Source organism: Rhodobaculum claviforme (assembly GCF_016653255.1).
Classification (GTDB): domain Bacteria; phylum Pseudomonadota; class Alphaproteobacteria; order Rhodobacterales; family Rhodobacteraceae; genus Rhodobaculum; species Rhodobaculum claviforme.
Genome location: NZ_NHSD01000310.1, coordinates 1 through 22544, shown reverse-complemented (window position 1 = coordinate 22544; position 22544 = coordinate 1). Strand labels below are relative to the sequence as shown.

Here is a 22544-nt window from a genome sequence, read left to right as displayed (position 1 = left end):
GATCCCGGCGCGTCATGCCGCGTCCTTTCGCAGGCCACGCAGGGCCTCCTCGAGGTCGCCAAAGCTCGGCCGCATGTCATGCGGGGTGTTCTGGCGACCGACCTCGATGCAGATGTTGGTCGGATGGGAATAGAGGTTGGCCACCAGGACCTCCCGGATCAATTGATAAAAATGCGCCTCGTCCTTGTTGATGCTGGCAAGCCGCTTGGCCACCGGACCGACAAAGCCATAGGACAGGAACACCCCCAGAAAGGTGCCCACGAGGGCCCCGCCGATCATCTTGCCCAGCACCTCGGGCGGCTGGTCGATCGAGGCCATCGTCTTGATCACCCCCAGCACGGCCGCGATGATCCCCAGCGCCGGCAGCGCGTCGGCCACCGTGCTCAGCGCGTGACTGGTGTGCATCCGGTGGGCAAGGGTCGCCTGGATGCGCTTCTCCAGAACCTCCTCGACCTGGTGGGGGTCGTCATAGGTCATGGAGGCGGCGCGCAGCGTGTCGCAGATCATCTCCACCGCCTCGTGATCCGCGCTGATGCGCGGATAGCGGGCAAAGATGTCGGACGCCTCCGGCGCCTCGATGTGGGTCTCCAGATCCACGGGGCTGTTGCGGGCGACCCGGATCAGCTCGAACAGCAGGCACAGCAGATCGCGGTAATCCTCCGGGCGCCACTGCGGGCCGCGGAACACCTTGGCGATGTCGCGCAGGGTCTGGCGGATCACCGACCGGTCGTTGGAGATCATGTAGGCGCCGATGGCGGCACCGCCGATCATTGCGATCTCGTAGGGCAAGGCGAAAATGATGATCCCCAGCTTGCCGCCCGAGGCGATGTAGCCGCCAAAGACCGTCACAATCACGACGACGATCCCGATCAGTCCAATCATGGCTGGCCCCTTTTCGGTGTGGAGGGTGTCATTGCGTCGGCACCTGGCTGTGACGTCCGGCCAGGATCACACTGATCGTGTAACCCAGCCCGGGCGTCAGGCCGGCCATCAGTGCGGCAGCCGCATCGGGGCGCATCCGCCCCATGAAACCGGCCGCGAATCGGGGATCCATCTCCTCGAACAGAAGGGCGGCCTCGGCGGGCTTCATCGCCTCGTAGACGGCGGTCAGCCGGGCGAGGTCCCGCTCCGCGGCCTGATCGGCCAGCGCAAGGGTCGCGGACAGTCGCGCCTCGGCGGCCTCGAGCGTCGCGGTCTGGCGCTGGAGTTCGCGCTCCGCCAGCGCCAGCGCCTGCAGGCGCATGCCAAGGGCGGCCTCCCGCTCGACCAGACGCGCCTCACGTGCGCCCAGCGCGGCCATCAATGCACCGGCATCCGGCGCCGGCGCCTCGGCCACGGCGGTCGGCAGCGGCGGACCGGGCTCGCGCGCCAGCGCCTCGCCGACGCCGACACCCAGCCGCAGCACCGCAGACCCGGCCATCAGGCCCGCAAGCAGCATCAACGTCCCGCGGGTGCGTCGGCGCGGCCTGCGGCGCGCCGGCGGTCCCGGGGGGGTGCGGGCCGGTGCGCTCATGCCTCCTGCTCCGCCAGGCGGCGCGCACGCCGGCGCACGACACGGGGGCGGCCCGCGTCCGCCGATTCGGGCGCGGCTGCCGGACGCGCTGGCGCCGCGGCCGTCGGCAGGTCATGGAGCGAGGACAGCAACAGCTCCAGCCGCTTGACCGCATCTTCGGCACGGCGCGTCTGACTGTCCAGCGTCTCGGCCGAGCCATGCGCGGCCTGCTGCGCGCGCGCCAGCGTCCGGGTCAGGCCGTCGACCTGCGCCGAGAGCACGGCGATCGCCCCGCCCATCCCGGTCTCCAGCTGGGTCAGCCGCTTCAGGCGCCGCGACAGCACCATGCAATAGGCCGCAGCCCCGAAAGCGCCGGCGCCCAGAAGGATGTCTGCGATCAGTTCCATCCCGTCCTCCTTCTCAGTTGACAACGAATTCAGTGACAAGCAGGTCGCGCACGCGCCCGTCGCCGGTGACCACCTGCACCCGGCGCAGCATCTGCGCGCGCAGCCGGATCAGCGCGCCGGGGCTGCCGAACTCCTCGGGCGCGACCGCCCGCAGGTAGCTGTTGAGGACATCGACAAGCCGCGGCATCAGCTGCTCCACCTCCGCGCGGCGGGCCGGATCGACCTCCAGCGTGGCGGCGAATCGCAACGTGCGTCCGTTGCCCGCCGAACCGAGGCTGACGAGGAACTGCGGCAGCTCCAGAAAGGCGATGTCCACGCCGCCTGCCCCCCCGCCGCCGCCGAACGTCGGAATCACCCCGTCGACCAGGCCGAAGTGGACCACGGCGAACCCGCCGCCCCCCCCGGCAAGCGCAAGGGCAGCCCCCAGAAGAAGGGGTTTCACCCCCTGTCGGGACGGGGCGGGCGTGGTCTGGGTGGCGTCGGCCATGGCGCTCTCCTCTCGGCTTGAGACGGGGTATAAGCCCATGCCCACTAACCGATTGTTAAGCGCGCTGGTCCAAGACGGGACATCTCCGGCGGACAGAACGTCCGGCGAACATCGGTCGAAGGGGGTGCGCGCGTGCAACAGATCGTATCGGCATGGACGGCAATGCCCATCCGCCGTCAGGCCATCGTGGCAGGAGCCGCGATCGCGGTGTTCATAGCGGTGCTCGGGCTGGCACGACTCGCGGCCCAGCCGGGAATGTCGCTGCTCTATGCCGGGGTGGACGGCCCCGCCGCGGGCGAGATGGTGCAGATGCTGGATGCGCGCAACATCCGCTACGAGGTGCGCGGCGATGCCATCTATGTGCCCACCGCGCAGCGTGACGAAACCCGGATGATGCTGGCCGGCCAGGGGCTGCCCTCGGCCGGTGGCGGCCGGGGCTACGAGCTGCTGGACGGGCTGTCGGGCTTCGGCACGACGGCGCAGATGTTTGACGCCGCCTACTGGCGTGCCAAGGAAGGCGAGCTGGCGCGCACCATCGTCGCAAGCCCGGCGATTCGCGCCGCACGGGTGCATATCGCCCACACCTCCACCCAGCCGTTCCGGCGCGAGATCGCCCCCACCGCCTCGGTCACGGTGACGCCCGCGTCGGGTGGCCTGCCGGCCGGACAGGCCCGCGCGCTGCGATTCCTCGTGGCCTCGGCGGTGCCGGGGCTGACGGCCGAGAACGTCGCGGTCATCGACGGCACGACCGGCACCGTGATCCAGTCCGAGGACGGCGCCTCGGCCATGGGCCCCGGCAGCGACCGGGAGGGTGAACTGCGCGCCGCCGTCCAACGGATCCTGGAGGCCCATGTCGGCCGTGGCCGCGCCATCGTCGAGCTCAGCGTCGAAACCGTGACAGAGAGCGAATCGATCCGCGAGCGCCGCCTCGACCCCGAGGGGCGCGTCCCCATCCTGCTGGAGACCGAGGAGCGCAGCTCCACCTCCTCGGACACCCACAACGCCGGGGTGACGGTGGCCAGCAACCTGCCCGATGGCGATGCCAACGCCGATGGCGGCCGATCCCAGAGCCAGAGCGCGGAGACCCGCGAGCGGCAGAATTTCGACGTCTCCGAGCTCAGCCGTGAGGTGCACCGCGCCCCGGGTGCAATCCGCCGGATCACCGTGGCGGCCCTCGTCGACGGCGTCACCGCCCCCGACGAGACCGGTACCCCCGTATGGGCGCCGCGCGGCACCGCCGAGCTGGAGGCCCTGCACGACCTGATCGCGGCCGCCGTCGGCTACGACGCCGAGCGCGGCGATGTCATCAGCCTGAAATCCCTGCCGCTCAGCCTCCCGGCGGCCGAAGGGACGACGGTCGACAGCACCCTGTTCGGCGGCCTGCCGCTCGATACGATGACCTTGATCCAGCTGGGGGTTCTGGCGCTGGTGATTCTGGCGCTGGCCCTGTTCGTGCTGCGCCCGATGCTGACCTCGGCCCAGACCCGCGAATCGGCTCTGCCCGCGCCGGACGACACGGCGGCGGACCTGCCGGAGCTGCCTCCCCTGCCCCCCCTGCCCGGGATGGACGCCGGCACGCTGGGCGATCTGCCGGCGCTGGGCGACTTCGCCGACAGCGACGGGCTGGAAGAGGACGACCCCGTCCAGCGCCTCAGGCGCCTGATCGAGGACCGCCAGGAAGAGACGGTCGAGATCCTGCGCGGCTGGATGGAAGACATCGAAGAGGAGCGCGCGTGACCCCCCTGTCGCACGCCCGGACCCGCCCGGCCGACCCTCGGCGCAGAAAGGACAGCCCATGCCACGCAGCGTAACGCTCGAGGTGTTCGACCCCGCCGGGGCAGCCCCCGCCGCCCCGCCCGTCAACGATGACGCGTTGGAGGAGGCCCGCCTCGCGGGTTACGAGACCGGCTACAAGGCCGGCTGGGACGACGCCAGCACCGCCGCCGAGGCCGAAGGCGACGCCGACCGCCGCGAAGCGTCGCGCAACCTCCAGGCCATCGCCTTCACCTTTCACGAGGCGCGCGTCCACCTTCTGCAGGAACTCGCGCCGCTGCTGGACACGGTTTGCAGCCGCGTTCTGCCCGAGCTGGCGCGGGACAGCCTCGGCCCGGTGGTGCGCGAGGCACTGATGCCGCTGATCTCCGACACGCTCGACGGGGCGGTCACCCTGCGGATCCACCCCACCGCGCACGCGACGGTCGCCGCCGCACTGGAGGGTGATGCCGCCTGGCCGGTGGAGATCACCGAGGACGCGACCCTCGCCCCCAACCAGGTCCACATCGCCGGCGCGGGCGAGGAGCGGATGATCGACCTCGACGGGGCCATCACCCGCATCCAGACCGCCGTCCGCACCTTCTTCGACGAGGCGAGCCGGGCCCCATCCGGCACCGCCACCCCAACCGACCCCAGCGCCCCCCCCGAACAGGAGATGCTTCGCCATGGATGACCTGACCGAGACCCCCCCGCAGCCCCGTCGGACGGCCTCCGACACGCCCTTCGCCCATGTGCCCATCGAGATCATCGTCTCGGTCGGTCGCGCCCGCCCCACGGTGGCGGAGCTGCTGCGGCTGGACCGCGACGCGGTGCTGACGCTGGACCGCCGGGTGGAGGACCCCGTGGACCTCTATGTCGGCGACCGCCTGATCGCGCGGGGCGAACTGATGGAGATGGACGGCGAGAACGCGGGCCAGCTGGCTGTCCGACTGACGGAACTCGTCGACCTCAGCGGGGGACTATGACACCGGCCCGGGCGCCGCGGCGCGCACCCGCGGGCGCGGCAGCGCTGATCTGCGCGGCGATGGCCCTGATGCTTGCGGGTCCCGCGCTGGGCCAGACGCTGTCGCTCGACCTTGGCGACGACGCATCGATGGCGACCCGGGCGATCCAGCTTCTGGTTGTGATCACCGTGCTCAGCCTGGTGCCCGGGCTGGCGGTGATGATCACCTGCTTTCCATTCCTGGTCACGGTCTTTGCCATCCTGCGGCAGGCTGTGGGATTGCAGGCCTCGCCGCCCAACATGCTCCTCGTCAGCCTGGCGCTGTTCCTGACCTGGTTCGTGATGGAGCCGGTCTTTCTGGAGGCATGGGAGCTGGGCGTGGGCCCCATGCTCGACGGCCGGATGGAGGTGGAGGAGGCCTTCGCCGCGGCGCTGGAGCCGTTCCGGACATTCATGTCCGCCCGCGTGGACCCCACCACCTTCGAGGCCCTCGCCACCCTGCGCCCGGACCAGGCGAACGCCACGCTGACCCCGGATTCCGCCCTGTCGGTGCTGGTGCCCTCCTTCATGCTCAGCGAGATCGCGCGGGCGTTCCAGATCGGCTTCCTGATCTTCCTGCCATTCCTCGTCATCGACCTCGTGGTGGCGGCGGTGTTGATGAGCATGGGGATGATGATGGTCCCGCCCGCGATCGTGTCGCTGCCGTTCAAGCTGGCGTTCTTTGTCGTCGCCGACGGCTGGGCGCTGATCTCGAACGCGCTGGTACGCAGTTACTTCTGAGGCGTGCGCGCCTCAGACCACCGCCTCGATGCGCAGCAGCACCGTCAGCACCGCAGCCCCCGCCAGGATGGCCCAGATCGGGCTCCTGAGCCACAGGCCCGCCGCCAGCGTGGCGGCGGCCGCCGCCAGTCTCGGCAGGTCGGGCACCCCGTCGGTGGCCGCGGGCCACAGCACCAGCGGCGCCACCAGCCCGGGGATCACCGCAACCGGCGTGTAGCGCAGCAGCCGCAGGATCACCGGCGGCCAGTGCGCGCTGTCGCCCAGCCCCAGAAACGAGAACCGGATCAGAAAGGTACCCGCACCCAGCGCCAGGATCACGATCCAGATCTCGAGCGTGGACAGCGTCATGCCGCCCCCCGCCGTTCGCTCGCGACCTCCACCAATGCCCCCGTTGCCATCGCCGCCAGCGCCGACACCAACAGCCCGAGGTTCCACGGCAACGCCCACAGAACCACCGCCCCCACCGCCGACACCACGGCCGCGGCCACATGCGCCGGCGTGCGCAACATCGGGGTCACCACCGCGAGAAAGGTGATCGGCACCGCAAAATCCAGCCCCCAGCCCGGCGGCAGCCCGCCGCCCAGAAGCGCCCCCGCCAGCGTCGCCCCGTACCACGGCAGGCAGACCGGCGCGACGACGCCGAGGAAATAGGCGGCCTTCTCCGGCGCGGTCATCTCGGGCCTGCGCTCGAACTCCAGCGCGCTCGCGGCAAAGGTCTGGTCCACCAGGAAATACGCCATGACACTGCGCCGGCCCAACGGCACGCTGCCGAGATGCGGCGCGAGGGCGGCGGAATACATCGCCATGCGCAGGTTGATCGCCAGCGCGGTGGCCAGCACGACCGCCACCGGCGCGCCCTCGGCCATCAGCTGCACGGCGGCGAGCTGGCTCGCACCGGCGATCACGAAGATGGAAAACCCCATGACCTCGGCCAGGCCCAGGCCGGCCTCCACGCCGATCACGCCAAAGACCAGCCCGAACGGCGCCACCACCAGAAGAAACGGGGCGCCATCACGGACACCGCGCCGAAAGGCCTGCCTGGTTGCGCGATCCGACATGCAAACGCCCCTGTATTCCCGCGTCTGCGGCATAGAGGCCACCGTGGGCGGATGCAATCGCACCCGCCCGCGGATCATGCTTGTCCCACAGCGACATCGGTGTTTCATGCAATCAACATGGAGGAGCACGCGCATGTTCACACGTCGACTTCGGACGCTTTCCACCGGCCTGCTGGCCGCGGCCCTTCTGCTCGGGCCGGTGGTCAGCCCGGTCGAGGCGCAGGAGCGCGTCGGCGCCACGCTCGAACTTGGCCTTGGCGCACGCGTGGCCCCGGATTTTCCGGGCTCCGACAGCTATCGTGTCAATCCCACGGGGATTTTCGGCTTCCGTGAGCTGCGCCTGCCCGGCGGCATGACGGTGGGGACGCCCGATGCACGCCCGCTGGACCCCGGCTTCGGGGTCAGCGGCTCGGCGCGCTACATCTCGGCGCGCGGCCCGGGGCGCCACCCTCAGCTGACGGGACTGGAGCGCGTCGATGCCTCCCTCGAGCTGGGCCTGTCGGTGCGCCATGTCGCCGAGACCTGGCGCGTCTATGCCGATCTGCGCCACGGCGTGGTCGGCCATGGCGGCTGGGCCGGGGACCTGGGTGCGGACGCGATCCTGCGGCTGGGTCCGCGCTGGACGGTGAACGCGGGCCCGCGCGCCAGCTTCGGGGATGCGCGGTTCAAGCGGACGTATTTCGGCGTCACCCCGTCCGAGGCCGATGCCTCCGGCTTTTCGGCGTTCCGGCCGTCAGGCGGCCTCGTCTCGGTCGGAGCCGAGGTCGAGGTGCGCCACGACATCAGCGACCTCTGGGCCGTGATCGGCACGCTGAGCTATGACCGGCTGCGCGGCGACGCCGGGCGCTCGCCCGTCACGGCGCAGGGCAGCCGCGACCAGTGGGGTGCCCGCATCGTGGTCACACGACGCTTCAACTTCCGCTTTTGATCCGCGCTATCCGGCGGCGGCGACAAAGGCGGCGATGCGCCCGGCGTCCTTGACGCCCGGCGCAGCCTCCACCCCGGACGACACGTCGAGCTGCCGCGCGCCCGTCAGGCGCACCGCCTCGGCGACATTGTCGGGCGTCAGGCCGCCGGCCAGCATCCAGGGCACCGGCCAGCGGCGCCCGACCAGCAGGCGCCAGTCGAACGACAGCCCGTTTCCCCCCGGCAGGTCCGCGCCGGCGGCGGGCTTGGCGTCCACGAGGATCTGATCGGCGACGCGCGCGAAGCGGTCGATCTCCGCTAGGTCCTGCGGCCCCGACACCCCCACCGCCTTCATGACCGGCAGGCCGGTCCGCGCGCGCACGACAGCCACACGCTCCGGCGTCTCATGCCCATGCAGCTGCACGAGGTCGAGCGGCACAGCAGCCAGAACCGCGTCCAACATCGCATCATCAGGATCGACGAACAGTCCGACCTTGGCCACGCCCGGAGGCGCCGCCAGCGCCGCCGCGCGGGCCTGATCCACCGTCACATGCCGCGGCGAGCGGGCAAAGAACACCAGCCCGACATAGGCCGCGCCCGCCTCGGCGGCCGCGGACACATCGGCGGTGCTGCGCAGGCCACAGATCTTGACCCGCCTCTGGCGGTCCGGCCCCGTCACCGCTGGTCCAGCGCCCGGATCACCGGGCGATCCGGCCCTGACCCTTGCCACCCTCGAGCAGCGCCAACACGTCGTCGGCTTCGCTTTGGGTGGCGGGGCGCCCTTCGCGGGCCATCGTCGCGCGCAGGCGCTTGGCTTCGGCGCGGGCGCGGGCGGCGTCGGCGCGCAGGCGATATTCCCGCAGCCATTCCCAGATGAAGCCGATCAGCAGGCCCACCGCGACCCCCGCAAGGATCACCACAAAGACCGGCAGCTCGATCGTCTGGTTGTAGCCTGCAAACGTCGCCAGATCGTGCGGCAGCAGCTGCAACGTCATCGGCCCCCGGTTGGCCAGCGACAGGACGACGATCCCGAGCGCCAGCACCAGAAGCACGACATACTTGAAAACACGAAGAACCCTCATTCCCCTCACTCCTCCTTGCCGTTCAGCCGGTCTCGCAGCAGCTTGCCGGTCTTGAAGAAGGGGACAGCCTTCTGATCCACCTGCACGGATTCGCCGGTGCGCGGATTGCGCCCGATCCGGGCATCGCGGACCTTGACCGAAAAGGCCCCGAATCCGCGCAACTCCACCCGTTCGCCGCGGGCCATCGCCTCGATGATCTCGTCAAAGACCGTGTTGACGATGCGCTCCACGTCGCGCTGGTAGAGGTGGGTGTTCTCTTCGGCGATCTTCTGGATCAGCTCCGACCGGATCATGCGTCTGTCCCCCCGGGTGGCGCTCATCCACGGCGCCGTTGTTATGCCCGCCAAGACTATAGGCGGATTCGCCGCCGGCACAAACAGGAAAGCCGGTGCCCGACGGGGCCTTACGCAGAACGGCCCCGCCATGGCGGGGCCGTTCGGGACCGGGCCGAGGGACGGGCCGACGGCCCGCCCGGATCAGCTGCCGGATTTCTTGAGCGCCGCGCCGAGGATGTCGCCCAGCGACGCCCCGGAGTCGGACGAGCCGTACTGCTCCACGGCTTCCTTTTCTTCCGCGATCTCGCGCGCCTTGATCGACAGGCCCAGACGGCGGGTCTTTGGGTCGACCGAGGTGACGCGCGCGTCGATCTTGTCGCCCACCTGGAAGCGCTCGGGGCGCTGTTCGGCGCGGTCACGCGACAGGTCGGAGCGGCGGATGAACGACTTGGCGCCGTTGTACTCCACCTCGATCCCGCCATCCTCGATCGCGGTCACCACGACGGTGACGATCGAGCCGCGCTTGACGCCGTCCACGGCCTCGGTGAAGCCCTCCTGGCCCAGCGCCTTGACCGACAGCGAGATGCGCTCGCGCTCGGTGTCGATCTCGGTGACGACCGCCTGGACCATGTCGCCCTTGCGGTAGTTCGCGATCGCCTCGTCGCCGCGCTGATCCCAGGACAGGTCCGACAGGTGGACCATGCCGTCGATGTCGCCGTCGAGGCCCACGAACAGACCGAATTCGGTGATGTTCTTGACCTCGCCCTCGATCTCGGTGCCGACGGGGTGGGTTTCGGCGAACAGCTCCCACGGGTTGCGCATGGTCTGCTTGAGGCCGAGCGACACGCGCCGCTTGGCGGTGTCGATCTCCAGCACCATGACCTCGACCTCTTGCGAGGTGGAGACGATCTTGCCCGGGTGCACGTTCTTCTTCGTCCAGGACATCTCGGACACGTGCACGAGCCCCTCGACCCCCGGCTCCAGCTCCACGAAGGCGCCGTAGTCGGTGATGTTGGTCACGCGGCCCTTGTGCGTGGAGCCCATGGGGAAGTTGAGCGCCACCGAATCCCACGGATCGGCCTGCAGCTGCTTCATCCCGAGGCTGATGCGGTGGGTGTCCTTGTTGATCTTGATGATCTGGACCTTCACCGTCTCGCCGATGGTGACGATTTCCGACGGGTGGTTGACCCGGCGCCACGCCATGTCGGTGACGTGCAGCAGGCCGTCCACACCGCCCAGGTCCACGAAGGCCCCGTATTCGGTGATGTTCTTGACCACGCCGTCAACCGCGTCGCCCTCGTTCAGCTTGCCGATGACCTCGGCGCGCTGCTCGGCGCGGGATTCTTCCAGGATGGCGCGGCGCGACACGACGATGTTGCCCCGGCGGCGGTCCATCTTGAGGATCTGGAACGGCTGCTTGAGGCCCATCAGCGGGCCCGCGTCGCGCACGGGGCGCACATCGACCTGAGAGCCGGGCAGGAACGCAACGGCGCCGCCCAGATCGACGGTGAAGCCGCCCTTGACCCGGCCGAAGATCGCACCCTCGACGCGGTTCTCGTCGGCGTAGGCTTTCTCCAGGCGGTCCCATGCGGCCTCGCGGCGGGCCTTGTCACGGCTGATGACGGCCTCGCCCCGGGCGTTCTCCACGCGGTCGAGATAGACCTCCACCTCGTCGCCCACGTTGACGTTGGGCGCTTCGCCGGGGTTCGCGAATTCCTTGAGATCGACGCGGCCTTCCATCTTGTAGCCGACATCGATGATGGCCTGTCCCGCCTCGACGGCGATGACGCGGCCCTTGACGACGCTGCCTTCCTGCGGCGTGTCGATTTCGAGGCTTTCGTTCAGGAGGGCCTCGAACTCCTCCATGGTGGCCTTGGCGCACATAGGGCTGGTGTATCCTTTACGTCGTTGGTTTCCGGGCCAGGCGGTTGGCTCCGCCGGTCTGTGATGACTCAGAACAGCCTGAATGCCCTGAAGGCAGCCGGGGTGATCCCCGGCCGGGCCTTGCAACGCATCCCGGACCGCTCGATGCTGGGCCGTATAGGGCCGCGGAGCCTTCGGCGCAAGGGGCGCGGTGGTTGCACCGCGGCCTGCGCGCTGCGATGGTGACGCGCCGCGCGGGGGGCGCGGCGCCGTCGCGGAGGGGGAACAACATGGTCACGCGACTTCTGACGCATCCAGCCAGCCAATGGCACGACATGCCGCCCGGCCATCCCGAATGCGTGGACCGCATCCGCGTGGTGGAGGAGGCGCTGGCCGCACCGGAGTTCGCCGCGCTGGACCGCCACCCCGCCCCGCGCGCCGCCGAGGCCGAGGTCCTGCGCTGCCATCCGCAATCCCACATCGACACCCTGCGCGCGCGCGCGCCCGCCGCGGGCATCCGGCCGCTGGACGCCGACACCCACATCGGCCCGGCCTCGGTCGAGGCGGCGCTGCATGGCGTGGGGGCTGCCTGTGCTGCGGTGGATGCGGTGATCGCGGGCGCGGCCGCGAACGCGTTCTGCGCGATGCGCCCGCCCGGCCACCACGCCGAGGCCGAGACGCCCATGGGCTTTTGCTTCTTCGGCAATGTGGCGATCGCGGCGAAACGCGCGCTCGACCACCACGGGCTGTCGCGGGTGGCGGTGGTGGATTTCGACGTCCACCACGGCAACGGCACCCAGGACCTGCTGTGGGACGAGTCGCGGGTGCGCTTCGTGTCCTCGCAGCAGATGCCGCTCTGGCCGGGCTCGGGGGCGGCGCATGAACGCGGCGCGCATCGCCAGGTCACCAACATCCCGCTGCCGCCGGGCACCAGGGGCGCGGCGTTCCGCGCGGCCTGGACGCCGGCGCTTGCGGCGCTGGATGCGTGGGCGCCGGAGCTGGTGATCGTGTCGGCGGGCTTCGACGCCCACGCCGCCGATCCGCTGGCGCAGCTGGCGCTGGAGGTGGAGGATTTCGTCTGGATCACCCGCGCACTGTGTGATCTGGCAGCGGCACGGGCGGGGGGGCGGTTGGTCTCCGTGCTCGAGGGGGGCTATGATCTGGACGCGCTGGCGGCCTGCGTGGCCGCCCATGTGAGGGTGCTGATGGAGGCGGGGCAATGACGACGGCCAAGGCAGTGGACAAGATGACCTTCGAGGAGGCGATGCGCGAGCTGGAGGCCGTGGTCGGCCAGCTCGAATCGGGCGAGGTGGAGCTGGAGAAATCCATCGCCCTGTATCAGCGCGGCGCGAGCCTGAAGGCGCATTGCGATGCGCGGCTGGCCGACGCGCAGGCGCGCGTGGAAAAGATCCGGCTGGGCGAGACAGGCACTGGCACTGGCACGGGCACTGGCCCCGTCGGCACCGAAGGCTTCGACGCGGGATGACGTTCCAGCAGGCCCTGACCCACGCGGCCACCGGCATCGAGGCGCGGCTGATGGCCGCCGTGGCCACCCTGCCCGCCAGCGCGGTGCACGATGCGATGGCCCATGCGTTGACCGGCGGCAAGCGGCTGCGCGGTTTTCTGGTGCTGGAGAGCGCCGCCCTGCACGGCGTCGCCGAAGCCCGGGCGATGCAGGCCGCCGCCGCGATCGAGGCGCTGCACGCCTATTCGCTGGTGCATGACGACCTGCCGGCGATGGACGACGACGACCTGCGCCGGGGCCGGCCCACCGTGCACCGCCAGTGGGACGAGGCGACCGCGATCCTGGCGGGCGACGCATTGCAGACGCTGGCCTTTGCCCTGCTGGCCGAGGAGGCGACCCACCCCGACCCCACCGTGCGCATCACCCTTGTGGCCAGCCTCGCGCAGGCATCGGGGGCGGCGGGCATGGTGCTGGGCCAGGCGCAGGACATCGCCGCCGAAAGCGCCGGCCGCCCCCTGACCCTCGAGGAGATCACGGCGCTGCAGGCGGGCAAGACCGGCGCGCTGATCGGCTGGGCGGCGCAGGCGGGCGCGGTGATGGGCGGCGCGGATCCGTCCCGCCTGGGCCGCTATGCCGCGGCGCTGGGGCTGGCCTTTCAGATCGCCGACGACATCCTTGACGTGGCGGGCGACGCCGATCTGGCCGGCAAGCGGCTGCGCAAGGACGCGGGCCGGCACAAGGCGACCTTCGTGTCGCTGCTGGGCCTGGAGGGTGCGCGCGCCCGCGCGGCCGAGCTCGTGGCCGAGGCCGAAGCCGCCCTCGCGCCCTACGGCGCGGACGCGGAGCGGTTGCGGCAGGCCGCCCGCTTCGTTATCGCCCGCGACATGTGACAGACGGATGACCCCATGACCGACCGCCCCCAGACCCCGCTCCTCGACCGCGTGCAGTCGCCCGCCGACCTCAAGGCGTTTTCCGACACCGAACTGGAGCGGCTCGCGCATGAACTGCGCGCCGAGACGGTCAGCACCGTGTCGGAAACCGGCGGCCATCTGGGCGCCGGCCTGGGCGTGGTGGAGATGACGGTGGCGCTGCATGCCGTGTTCGACGCACCGCGCGACAAGATCATCTGGGACGTGGGCCACCAGTGCTACCCCCACAAGATCCTGACCGGACGGCGCGACCGCATCCGCACCCTGCGCCAGAAGGGCGGCCTGTCGGGCTTCACCAAGCGCGCCGAGAGCGCCTATGACCCGTTCGGCGCGGCGCATTCCTCGACCTCGATCTCGGCCGCGCTGGGGTTTGCGGTGGCGCGCGATCTGGGCGGGTCGGTGCCGGAGGGGCTGGGCGATGCCATCGCGGTGATCGGCGACGGCGCGCTGTCGGCGGGCATGGCCTACGAGGCGCTGAACTGCGCGGGGCATGAAAAGCGCCGCCTGATCGTGATCCTCAACGACAACGAGATGTCCATCGCGCCGCCGGTGGGGGCGATGTCGAAGTACCTCTCGCGGCTCTATGCCGGCGCGCCGTTCCAGGAGCTCAAGGCGGTGGCCAAGGGCGCGGTGCGGATGCTGCCCCCGCCGTTGCAGGAAGGCGCCAAGCGCGCCAAGGACATCCTGAAGCACACCGTCGTCGGCGGCACGCTGTTCCAGGAGCTGGGATTCTCCTATGTCGGGCCGATCGACGGGCACGACATGGAGCAGCTGCTCGCGGTGCTGCGCACGGTCAAGGCGCGCGCCCACGGCCCGATCCTGATCCACGCCATCACCAGGAAGGGCAAGGGCTATGGCCCGGCCGAGGATGCCGCCGACCGCGGCCATGCCCGCGCCAAGTTCGACGTGCTGACCGGCAAGCAGAAGAAGGCCGCCTCCAACGCGCCGTCCTATACCAAGGTGTTCGCGCAGGCCCTGATCCGCGAGGCCGAGGCCGACCCCCGCATCGTCGCCGTCACCGCCGCGATGCCCGACGGCACCGGGCTGGACCTGTTCGCCGAACGCTTCGCCAACCGCTGCTTCGACGTGGGCATCGCCGAACAGCACGGCGTGACCTTCTGCGCGGGCATGGCGGCGGGGGGGCTTCGGCCGTTCTGCGCGCTGTACTCGACCTTCCTGCAGCGCGGCTACGACCAGGTCGTGCACGACGTGGCGATCCAGGGCCTGCCGGTGCGCTTTGCCATCGACCGGGCCGGGCTGGTGGGGGCGGATGGTGCCACGCATGCGGGGTCGTTCGACGTGGCCTACCTCGCGAACCTGCCGGGCTTTGTCGTCATGGCCGCCGCCGACGAGGCCGAGCTGGTGCACATGGTCGCCACCGCCGCCGCCCATGACAGCGGCCCCATCGCCTTCCGCTTTCCCCGCGGCGAGGGCACCGGCGTCGACATGCCCGAGCGCGGCGTGCCCCTGGAGATCGGCCGCGGCCGCATGATCCGCGAGGGCGCGGACGTCGCGATCCTGTCCTTCGGCACCCGCCTTCAGGAGGTGCTGAAGGCCTGCGAGGCGCTGGAGGCCCAGGGCATCCGTCCCACCGTCGCCGACGCGCGCTTTGCCAAGCCGCTGGACCGCGAGCTGATCCTGCGGCTTGCCGCCGACCACGCCGCCCTCATCACCATCGAGGAGGGCGCCGTGGGCGGCTTCGGCTCCCACGTCGCGCAGCTGCTGGCCGAGGAAGGCGCGTTCGACACCGGGCTGAAGTTCCGCTCCATGACCCTGCCGGACGCATTCATCGACCAGGCCAGCCCGGAGGACATGTACGCCGCCGCCGGGCTGACCGCCGCGGACATCGAGGCCCGGGTGCGCGCCCTGCTGCGCCCGGCGGACAAGGCCGCGCTGCGGGCCTGAGGCGCGCCCCGCTCAGGTGACGGTGATCGCCGCGTCCTCCTGGACCTCGGCGCCCGCATCGTCGCGCCATGTCAGCGTCAGCGTGCCCGAGCGCGGGGGCGCGACATGGAACTGAAAATAGGGGTTCGCCGACACCGCGGTGTCGAGGTCGGCCGCGAACACCTCCGCGCCATCGAAGGTCGCGCGGAAGCTCTCCACGATGTTGCGCGGCACGGTCGTGCCATCCGGGCCGGTGCGGTTGCCGGTCTCCATCGGGTGGGTGACGAGCGCGCGCACCTCGATCACCTCGCCCGGCGATATGCGGGTCGCGCTCAGGCGCACGCGGGCGCGTGGGTCTGCCATGGCGGGTCTCTCCTGTGCTGGGGGGTCAGCCGGCGCAGCCGCCCAGGGTGACGATGACCGACCGTTGGTCGATGTGGACGCTGCCGTCGCGCATCCGGGCCAGGGCGGTGACGGTCTGGCTGTCGGCCAGCCGGATGCGGGTCGTGACCGCCGCCCGCCCCGACAACGGCGAAAGGCGCAGGCGCACCACCGTCGGGCGCGGATTGGCGTCGGCCAGGATCAGCACCTCGGTCACATGATCGGCGGCCGTCATGGGGCTGTCGATGGCAACCGAAAGCAGCACCGCCTCGCCATTGTCGGCCACATCGGGCAGGTCCAGGCGGACGCGGCCCGGGATCGGCACGGCCCCGCCGGCAAAGGCGCGCACCTCTGCCGCCAGCGGCGTGTCGGCGGTGGCGGGCCATGCCCCCACGACCCCCAGCGCAAGCCCGCCCAGAAGGGTCTGGCGACGGCTCAGTTCCACGCGCATCGGTGCCTCCCTCGCTGCCTGTCGGTGGGGTTCTAGGCGGTGGCGGGCGCGGTTTCCACCGGCGGCACCCCGACCGCGCCCGGGCGGGCCGGACATCCGGACCGGGCGTGGGCCGATGTGCGGGACCGCCCGCCCACGCCCGCGCCCTGCGACGCGACGGGGTCCGTGGCGGCGCCCGCCCGCCGGAACGCTGTTCTTTTCCGCGTCAGGGCGCGGATCAGAAGGGCACGTCGCCGGCCTGATCGGCGGGGACGACGAAGCGGGCGACGATGTGCTTGTCCCCGGCCTTGTCGAAGGTGATCGACAGCTTGTCGCCCTCCACCGCCGCGACGGTGCCATAGCCGAACTTGGTGTGGAACACCCGGTCGCCGGGGCCGTGCACCGGGGTTGCGGTGGCGTCGATGGTCATGTGGCGGGCCTCGCGCGGCTGGGCCATGGACCGGCGCGCGGCGCCCGCCTGCATCCGCCGCCACCCCGGCGAGGCATAGACATCCGCCCGCGCCACCCGATCCTCCAGCCCCGTCGCGGGCGCTGCGGCGCCAAAACCGCCGCCATACAGCCCCGGCGGCGTCAGCACATCCACATGCGCCGCCGGCACCTCGTCGATGAAGCGCGAGGGCAGCTGCGACTGCCACTGGCCATAGACCCGGCGGTTGGCGGCGAACGAGATCGTGCACAGCGCCTCGGCCCGGGTGATGCCGACGTAGGCCAGGCGCCGTTCCTCCTCCAACCCGCGCTTGCCGCTTTCGTCCATGGCGCGTTGCGAGGGGAACAACCCGTCCTCCCAGCCCGGCAGGAACACCGCGGGAAACTCCAGCCCCTTGGCGGCGTGAAGGGTCATGATGGAGACCTTCTCGGTCCCCTCCTCCTGCGCGTTGTCCATGATCAGCGCGACATGCTCCAGGAACCCCTGCAGGTTCTCGAAGTTCTCCAGCGCCTTGACCAGTTCCTTGAGGTTCTCCAGCCGACCCGGCCCCTCGGGCGTCTTGTCGTTCTGCCACATCCCGACGTAGCCGGACTCCTCCAGGATCTTCTCGGCCAGCTCGATATGGGAGACCTGCACGGGGCCGGCGCGCTCGATCAAATCGTCGGCGGGCGGGCCCTGATCCAGCGCCAGCGCGTGCCAGCGCCCGATCCCGTCGATCAGCCGCCTGAGTTCCCGCGCCCCCTTGCCCGACAGCCCGCCGTCCGCCAGCAGCCGCGCCGCCCCCTGCACCAGCGACACGCCCGCATCGCGCGCCGCCGCCCGGATCGCCTGTTGCGCCTTGTCACCCAGCCCCCGCTTGGGGGTGTTGACCACGCGTTCAAACGCCAGATCGTCTGTGGGCGAGATCGCAAGGCGGAAATACGCCATCGCGTCGCGGATCTCCAACCGCTCGTAGAACCGCGGCCCGCCGATCACGCGATAAGGCAGCCCGATGGTCAGGAACCGATCCTCGAACGCGCGCATCTGGTGGGAGGCGCGCACGAGAATCGCCATGCCGTCCAGCGACAGGGGCGCGCCCCGGCCCTGGTGGAGCGCCTCGATCTCCTCGCCGATCCAGCGGGCCTCCTCCTCGCCGTCCCAGTGGCCGATGAGGCGGACCTTGTCGCCGCCCTCGGCCTCGGTCCACAGCGTCTTGCCCAGCCGCCCCTCGTTGGCGGCGATCAGCCCCCCGGCGGCGGACAGGATATGCGCGGTGGAGCGGTAGTTCTGTTCGAGCCGGACCACCGTGGCGCCGGGGAAATCCTGCTCGAATCGCAGGATGTTGCCGACCTCGGCGCCGCGCCAGCCATAGATCGACTGGTCGTCGTCACCCACGCAGCAGATGTTGCGGTGCGCCTGCGCCAGCAGCCGCAGCCACAGGTACTGGGCCACGTTGGTGTCCTGGTATTCGTCCACCAGGATGTAGCGGAAGCGGCGCTGGTACTCCTCCAGGATATCCGGCCGCGTCTGGAACAGCGTCACGCAGTGCAGCAGCAGATCGCCGAAATCCACCGCGTTCAGCGCCTTCAGCCGCGCCTGATAGGCGGCATAGAGCGCGGGGCCACGGTCGTTGAAGGCGCCCGCCTCGCTCGCCGGGATGCTGTCGGGGCGCCAGGCGCGGTTCTTCCAGTTGTCGATGATGCCCGCCAGTTGCCGCGCGGGCCAACGTTTCTCATCGATGCCGGCCGCCACGATCTCCTGCTTGAGCAGGCGCTGCTGGTCGTCGGTATCGAGGATGGTGAAGTTCGACTGCAACCCCACAAGTTCCGCGTGGCGGCGCAGGATCTTGACCCCGATGGCGTGGAAGGTGCCCAGCCATGGCAGCGCCTCCGCGCCTTCGCCCAACAGTGTGGCGACGCGGGTCTTCATCTCGCGCGCGGCCTTGTTGGTGAAGGTGACCGCGAGGATCTCCCACGGGCGGGCGCGGCCCATGTGCAGGATCTGCGCGATCCGGCAGGTCAGCGCGCGGGTCTTGCCGGTCCCGGCGCCCGCCAGCATCAGCACGGGACCATCCACGGCCTCCACCGCCGCGCGCTGCGCGGGGTTGAGGCCGTCGAGCCAGGGCGCAAGGCGCGGGCCGGGCATCGCGCGGGCGGAAAGGGGCAGGTCACTCATGCGGGGCAGTCTAGCGCGCCGCAGCGCGGGGGGAAAGCCGCTGTTCGCGCCTTGTTCCCGTCACGCATGAAAACGCCCCCCGGAGGCGTCAGCCGTCCGGGGGGCGCGAGGGGCCGTGCCGCGATCACTCGATCATCGGCAGAAGCTGGTCGAGCGAGGCCTTCGCATCGCCGTAGAACATGCGCGTGTTCTCCTTGAAGAACAGCGGGTTCTCGATCCCGGAATACCCCGTGCCCGCGCCGCGCTTGGAGACGAACACCTGCTTGGCCTTCCACACCTCCAGCACCGGCATCCCGGCGATGGGGCTGTTGGGGTCGTCCTGGGCGGCCGGGTTGACGATGTCGTTGGAGCCGATGACGATGGCCACATCCGTCTCGGGGAAGTCCTCGTTGATCTCGTCCATCTCCAGGACGATGTCATAGGGGACCTTGGCCTCGGCCAGCAGCACGTTCATGTGGCCCGGCAGGCGGCCTGCGACGGGGTGGATGGCAAAGCGCACCTCCTTGCCCCGCGCGCGCAGCTTGCGGGTCAGCTCCGACACCGCGCCCTGCGCCTGGGCCACGGCCATGCCGTAGCCGGGGATGATGATGACGCTGTCGGCATCGTTCAGCGCCGCGGCCACGCCCCCCGCGTCGATGGCGATCATCTCGCCCTCGACGGCCTGCTGCTCGCCGGTGGCGCCGCCCCAGCCGCCCAGGATCACGTTGATGAACTTGCGGTTCATCGCCTTGCACATGATGTAGGACAGGATCGCCCCCGAGGACCCCACCAGCGCCCCGGTCACGATCAGCAGATCGTTGGACAGCGTGAAGCCGATCGCCGCCGCCGCCCAGCCCGAGTAGCTGTTGAGCATCGAGACGACCACCGGCATGTCCGCGCCGCCGATCCCCTGGATCAGGTGCCAGCCGATGAAGAACGCCAGCGCCGACAGGATCAGCAGCGGCACCATGGAATACGCCGCATCCGCCGGCAGGTTCATGTACCAGATCGCCACCAGCAGCGACGCCGCCGCCGCGGCCGCGTTCAGCATGTGCCCGCCGGGCAGCTGCTTGGGCTTGCCGTCGACCTTGCCCGCCAGCTTGCCATAGGCGATCACCGAGCCGGTGAAGGTCACAGCGCCGATGAAGATCGCGAAGATGATCTCCAGTTGCAGGAACGTCAGCTCGGCGGGGTCCTTGGTCGACACCAGCGCCGCAAAGGCCGAGTAATCCTGCGCCGTCAGGCCCGCGGCGCGGTCCATCATCACCCGCAGCCGCTCGATGTCGGCGTTCCAGGCGACGAACACCGCCGCCAGACCCACAAAGCTGTGCAGCGCCGCCACCAGCTGCGGCATCTCGGTCATCTCGACCTTCTTGGCGACATACCAGCCGATGGCGGCGCCGATGACGATCATCGGCGCCATCAGCCAGACATTTCCGATGCCGGGGCCGAAGATGGTGAAGCCCACCCCCACGGCCATGCCGACGATGCCGTACCAGACGGCGCGCTTGGCCTTTTCCTGATTGCTCAGCCCGCCAAGCGACAGGATGAACAGAACGCTGGCCGTGATCGCGGCCGCAGAGACGAATCCGATCTCGAGCATGTCTCTCCCCCGCCGGTCAGGATTTCTGGAACATGGCGAGCATGCGCCGTGTCACGACAAAGCCGCCGACGATGTTGATCGTTGCGATCAGCACCGAAAAGGCCGCGAGGATCACCACGATCCAGTTGCCCGAGCCGATCTGAAGGATCGCCCCCAGCACGATGATGCCGGAGATGGCGTTGGTCACCGCCATCAGCGGCGTGTGCAGGCTGTGGCTGACGCCCCAGATCACCTGGAAGCCGACAAAGCACGCCAGCACGAACACGATGAAATGCTGCATGAAGGACGCCGGCGCGATCTGGCCCAGCAGCAGCATCAGCGCACCCCCGGCGGCCAGCAGCAGCACCTGGCTGCGGGTCTGGCTGCGGAACGCGGCCATTTCGGCGGCGCGCTTTTCCTCGGCCGTGAGTTCCTTTTTCTTTTCCTTGGGCTTCTGCGCCGCGATCGCCTTCACCTTGGGCGGCGGCGGCGGGAAGGTGATCTCGCCGTCATGCGCCACGGTGGCGCCGCGGATCACGTCGTCCTCCATGTTGTGGACGATCGTGCCGTCCTTCTCCGGCGTCAGGTCGGTCAGCATGTGCCGGATGTTGGTCGCGTACAGCGTGGACGCCTGCGCCGCCATCCGGCTGGGGAAATCGGTGTAGCCGATCACGATCACGCCGTTGTCGGTCACGATGCGCGCGTCCGGCACGGTCAGGTCGCAGTTGCCACCCTTCTCGGCGGCCAGGTCGACGATGACGCTGCCGCGCTTCATCAACTTGACCATGTCCTCGGTCCACAGCTTGGGCGCGGGCCGGCCGGGGATCAGGGCGGTGGTGATGACGATGTCGATGTCGGGCGCCAGCTCGCGGAATTTCTCCAGCTGCTTTTCACGGAACTCCGGGCTGGAGGGGGCGGCATAGCCCCCCGTCGCGGCGCCGTCCTGCGCGGCTTCGTCGAAATCGAGGAACACGAACTCCGCGCCCATCGATTCGATCTGCTCGGCCACCTCGGGGCGCACGTCGAACGCCAGCGTGATCGCGCCAAGGCTGGTCGAGGCGCCGATCGCCGCAAGCCCCGCAACACCCGCGCCCACAACCAGAACGCGCGCGGGCGGCACCTTGCCCGCCGCCGTCACCTGCCCGGTGAAGAAGCGGCCGAAGTTCGCGCCCGCCTCGATCACCGCGCGGTAGCCCGCGATGTTGGCCATCGACGACAGCGCGTCCATTTTCTGGGCACGGCTGATGCGCGGGACCATGTCCATGGCGACGACGGTCGCGCCGCGGGCCTTGGCGGCCTCCAGCGCGGCCTCGTTCTGCGCCGGCCAGAAGAACGAGATCAGGGTCTGGCCACGCCGCAGGCGCTCCAGCTCCTCCAGCCGCGGTTCGCGGACCTTGACCACCACCTCAGCGGCGGCAAACAGCGCCGAGGCGTCGGCGACGACCTCGACCCCGGCCTCGGCATAGGCGGCGTCGGAAAACCCCGCGCCCGCGCCCGCGCCCGCCTCGATCAGGCAGGCATGACCCAGCTTCTGCAGCGCGCGTGCGCTGTCGGGGGTCATGGCCACCCGGGCCTCACCCTCGATGATCTCCCTCGGAGCTCCGATCTTCACGTCTGCACCCCCTTCGTGGTCTCTTTGGCACCGCACGCCACCGCGCCGCCGCGCGGCCCGCGCCCTCTTATAGCGCGCAACAATCTTTCGCAAGCGTCCGCCCCGGTGAAACCGAAATCACCCCGGCCGCTCAGATCCAGCGCCGCACGCGGGCGCGGTAGGCGTTGAAATCATCTCCGAAGGCGTGATGCAAGCGCTCCTCCTCCGGACGGATGAAACGCACCTCCACCACCCACATGAACACCGGCACCAGCAGCAGCGACACCCACGCCTCCCACCGCAGCACAAAGCCCGCCAGGAGCAACACATCCGCGAGATAGATCGGGTTGCGGCTCAGGCGATAGATGCCGCCGGTGATCAGCGCCCGCGGCGCGCGGTGCGGCACGAGGGTGGTGCCCAGCCGAAGGAACTGCGGCGTCGCGAGCACCATCAGCCCAAGACCCGCCAGCACCAGCGCGCCGCCCAACCAGCCCGGCCAGGTGCCCGTCGGCTGCATCGACGGGCCGGGCATCAGCCACACCTGTCCCCACGCCAGACCAAGGAACCCCAGCAGCCAGACCGGCGGATAATCAAGCCAGCGCATGTTCCACCCCCTGCTCCTGCCTCCCCTCAAC

25 protein-coding genes are annotated in these 22544 nt (G+C 70.2%); 9 read left to right on the top strand and 16 right to left on the bottom strand.

What is annotated here, in order from left to right:
- Window positions 1–12: 12 nt before the first annotated feature.
- From motA to CCR87_RS14825, 4 genes are all read right to left on the bottom strand, one after another.
- Entirely contained in the window at window positions 13–882 is an 870-nt protein-coding gene (gene motA, locus CCR87_RS14840) for a flagellar motor stator protein MotA (RefSeq protein WP_201158318.1), read from the bottom strand.
- A 28-nt stretch (window positions 883–910) separates the two neighbouring features.
- A complete protein-coding gene (locus tag CCR87_RS14835) occupies window positions 911–1420 on the bottom strand; it encodes a MotE family protein (RefSeq protein ID WP_242512050.1) in 510 nt (169 codons plus the stop codon).
- A gap of 89 nt (window positions 1421–1509) precedes the next feature.
- Window positions 1510–1899, bottom strand: a complete 390-nt coding sequence (locus tag CCR87_RS14830) for a hypothetical protein (protein ID WP_201158316.1) — start codon at window positions 1897–1899, stop codon at window positions 1510–1512.
- Between the two features lie 13 nt (window positions 1900–1912).
- A complete protein-coding gene (locus tag CCR87_RS14825; RefSeq protein WP_201158315.1) occupies window positions 1913–2386 on the bottom strand; it encodes a flagellar basal body-associated FliL family protein in 474 nt (157 codons plus the stop codon).
- A gap of 162 nt (window positions 2387–2548) precedes the next feature.
- Between CCR87_RS14825 and fliF the strand changes: the two genes are divergently transcribed.
- Genes fliF through fliP form a run of 4 tightly spaced genes read left to right on the top strand, consistent with a single transcriptional unit; the run spans window position 2549 to window position 5882 of the window.
- Window positions 2549–4123: a flagellar basal-body MS-ring/collar protein FliF gene (fliF, locus tag CCR87_RS14820; RefSeq protein ID WP_207186660.1), complete on the top strand. Its 1575-nt coding sequence runs from the start codon at window positions 2549–2551 to the stop codon at window positions 4121–4123.
- Between the two features lie 58 nt (window positions 4124–4181).
- Window positions 4182–4832 carry a FliH/SctL family protein gene (locus tag CCR87_RS14815; protein WP_201158313.1) on the top strand — a complete coding sequence of 217 codons (651 nt, stop codon included), beginning with the start codon at window positions 4182–4184 and terminating at the stop codon, window positions 4830–4832.
- Window positions 4825–5124: a FliM/FliN family flagellar motor switch protein gene (locus CCR87_RS14810; RefSeq protein WP_201158312.1), complete on the top strand. Its 300-nt coding sequence runs from the start codon at window positions 4825–4827 to the stop codon at window positions 5122–5124. Before CCR87_RS14815 ends, CCR87_RS14810 begins: the two co-directional genes overlap by 8 nt.
- A gap of 59 nt (window positions 5125–5183) precedes the next feature.
- Window positions 5184–5882, top strand: a complete 699-nt coding sequence (gene fliP / locus CCR87_RS14805) for a flagellar type III secretion system pore protein FliP (protein WP_242512049.1) — start codon at window positions 5184–5186, stop codon at window positions 5880–5882.
- A gap of 12 nt (window positions 5883–5894) precedes the next feature.
- On the opposite strand, the gene CCR87_RS14800 is transcribed toward fliP, so the two are convergent.
- Both CCR87_RS14800 and CCR87_RS14795 read right to left on the bottom strand, forming a co-directional pair.
- Window positions 5895–6230: an AzlD domain-containing protein gene (locus tag CCR87_RS14800; RefSeq protein WP_201158310.1), complete on the bottom strand. Its 336-nt coding sequence runs from the start codon at window positions 6228–6230 to the stop codon at window positions 5895–5897.
- Window positions 6227–6940, bottom strand: coding sequence for an AzlC family ABC transporter permease (locus CCR87_RS14795; RefSeq protein ID WP_201158309.1), 714 nt, complete (start codon window positions 6938–6940; stop codon window positions 6227–6229). The genes CCR87_RS14800 and CCR87_RS14795 overlap by 4 nt, the downstream gene beginning before the upstream one ends.
- 133 nt (window positions 6941–7073) lie before the next feature.
- On the opposite strand from CCR87_RS14795, the gene CCR87_RS14790 reads away from it, so the two are divergent.
- Window positions 7074–7868: a MipA/OmpV family protein gene (locus CCR87_RS14790; RefSeq protein ID WP_201158308.1), complete on the top strand. Its 795-nt coding sequence runs from the start codon at window positions 7074–7076 to the stop codon at window positions 7866–7868.
- A 6-nt stretch (window positions 7869–7874) separates the two neighbouring features.
- Here the strand turns inward: CCR87_RS14790 and CCR87_RS14785 are convergent, their stop codons facing one another.
- The 4 genes from CCR87_RS14785 to rpsA all read right to left on the bottom strand — a co-directional run bounded on the left by CCR87_RS14785 (window position 7875) and on the right by rpsA (window position 11087).
- Window positions 7875–8525 (bottom strand): phosphoribosylanthranilate isomerase, encoded by a 651-nt coding sequence (locus CCR87_RS14785; RefSeq protein WP_201158307.1) that lies wholly within the window; start codon window positions 8523–8525, stop codon window positions 7875–7877.
- 19 nt (window positions 8526–8544) lie between these two features.
- The gene (locus CCR87_RS14780) at window positions 8545–8928 is read right to left on the bottom strand and encodes a lipopolysaccharide assembly protein LapA domain-containing protein (protein ID WP_201158306.1); all 384 of its coding nucleotides are present in this window, start codon (window positions 8926–8928) and stop codon (window positions 8545–8547) included.
- 5 nt (window positions 8929–8933) lie between these two features.
- Window positions 8934–9221 (bottom strand): integration host factor subunit beta, encoded by a 288-nt coding sequence (gene ihfB / locus CCR87_RS14775; protein WP_201158305.1) that lies wholly within the window; start codon window positions 9219–9221, stop codon window positions 8934–8936.
- A 183-nt stretch (window positions 9222–9404) separates the two neighbouring features.
- Window positions 9405–11087, bottom strand: coding sequence for a 30S ribosomal protein S1 (rpsA, locus tag CCR87_RS14770; RefSeq protein ID WP_201158304.1), 1683 nt, complete (start codon window positions 11085–11087; stop codon window positions 9405–9407).
- A 269-nt stretch (window positions 11088–11356) separates the two neighbouring features.
- Between rpsA and CCR87_RS14765 the strand changes: the two genes are divergently transcribed.
- From CCR87_RS14765 to dxs, 4 genes are read left to right on the top strand one after another with little or no spacing between them, the layout of a single operon-like run.
- The gene (locus CCR87_RS14765; RefSeq protein ID WP_201158303.1) at window positions 11357–12289 is read left to right on the top strand and encodes a histone deacetylase family protein; all 933 of its coding nucleotides are present in this window, start codon (window positions 11357–11359) and stop codon (window positions 12287–12289) included.
- Entirely contained in the window at window positions 12286–12552 is a 267-nt protein-coding gene (locus CCR87_RS14760) for an exodeoxyribonuclease VII small subunit (protein WP_201158302.1), read from the top strand. The genes CCR87_RS14765 and CCR87_RS14760 overlap by 4 nt, the downstream gene beginning before the upstream one ends.
- Entirely contained in the window at window positions 12549–13421 is an 873-nt protein-coding gene (locus tag CCR87_RS14755) for a polyprenyl synthetase family protein (RefSeq protein ID WP_201158301.1), read from the top strand. Before CCR87_RS14760 ends, CCR87_RS14755 begins: the two co-directional genes overlap by 4 nt.
- 15 nt (window positions 13422–13436) lie before the next feature.
- A complete protein-coding gene (gene dxs, locus CCR87_RS14750; protein ID WP_201158300.1) occupies window positions 13437–15365 on the top strand; it encodes a 1-deoxy-D-xylulose-5-phosphate synthase in 1929 nt (642 codons plus the stop codon).
- A gap of 12 nt (window positions 15366–15377) precedes the next feature.
- Here the strand turns inward: dxs and soxZ are convergent, their stop codons facing one another.
- From soxZ to CCR87_RS14720, 6 genes are all read right to left on the bottom strand, one after another.
- On the bottom strand, window positions 15378–15707 hold the full coding sequence (soxZ, locus tag CCR87_RS14745; protein ID WP_201158299.1) for a thiosulfate oxidation carrier complex protein SoxZ: 330 nt from the start codon (window positions 15705–15707) through the stop codon (window positions 15378–15380).
- A gap of 25 nt (window positions 15708–15732) precedes the next feature.
- A complete protein-coding gene (locus CCR87_RS14740) occupies window positions 15733–16176 on the bottom strand; it encodes a thiosulfate oxidation carrier protein SoxY (protein ID WP_201158298.1) in 444 nt (147 codons plus the stop codon).
- Between the two features lie 217 nt (window positions 16177–16393).
- Window positions 16394–18757 carry an ATP-dependent helicase gene (locus tag CCR87_RS14735; protein WP_201158297.1) on the bottom strand — a complete coding sequence of 788 codons (2364 nt, stop codon included), beginning with the start codon at window positions 18755–18757 and terminating at the stop codon, window positions 16394–16396.
- A 124-nt stretch (window positions 18758–18881) separates the two neighbouring features.
- Window positions 18882–20339: an NAD(P)(+) transhydrogenase (Re/Si-specific) subunit beta gene (locus CCR87_RS14730; RefSeq protein WP_201158296.1), complete on the bottom strand. Its 1458-nt coding sequence runs from the start codon at window positions 20337–20339 to the stop codon at window positions 18882–18884.
- A gap of 16 nt (window positions 20340–20355) precedes the next feature.
- Window positions 20356–21930, bottom strand: coding sequence for a Re/Si-specific NAD(P)(+) transhydrogenase subunit alpha (locus CCR87_RS14725; protein WP_201158295.1), 1575 nt, complete (start codon window positions 21928–21930; stop codon window positions 20356–20358).
- Between the two features lie 130 nt (window positions 21931–22060).
- On the bottom strand, window positions 22061–22513 hold the full coding sequence (locus CCR87_RS14720; RefSeq protein ID WP_201158294.1) for a methyltransferase family protein: 453 nt from the start codon (window positions 22511–22513) through the stop codon (window positions 22061–22063).
- Between the last annotated feature and the right edge of the window lie 31 nt (window positions 22514–22544).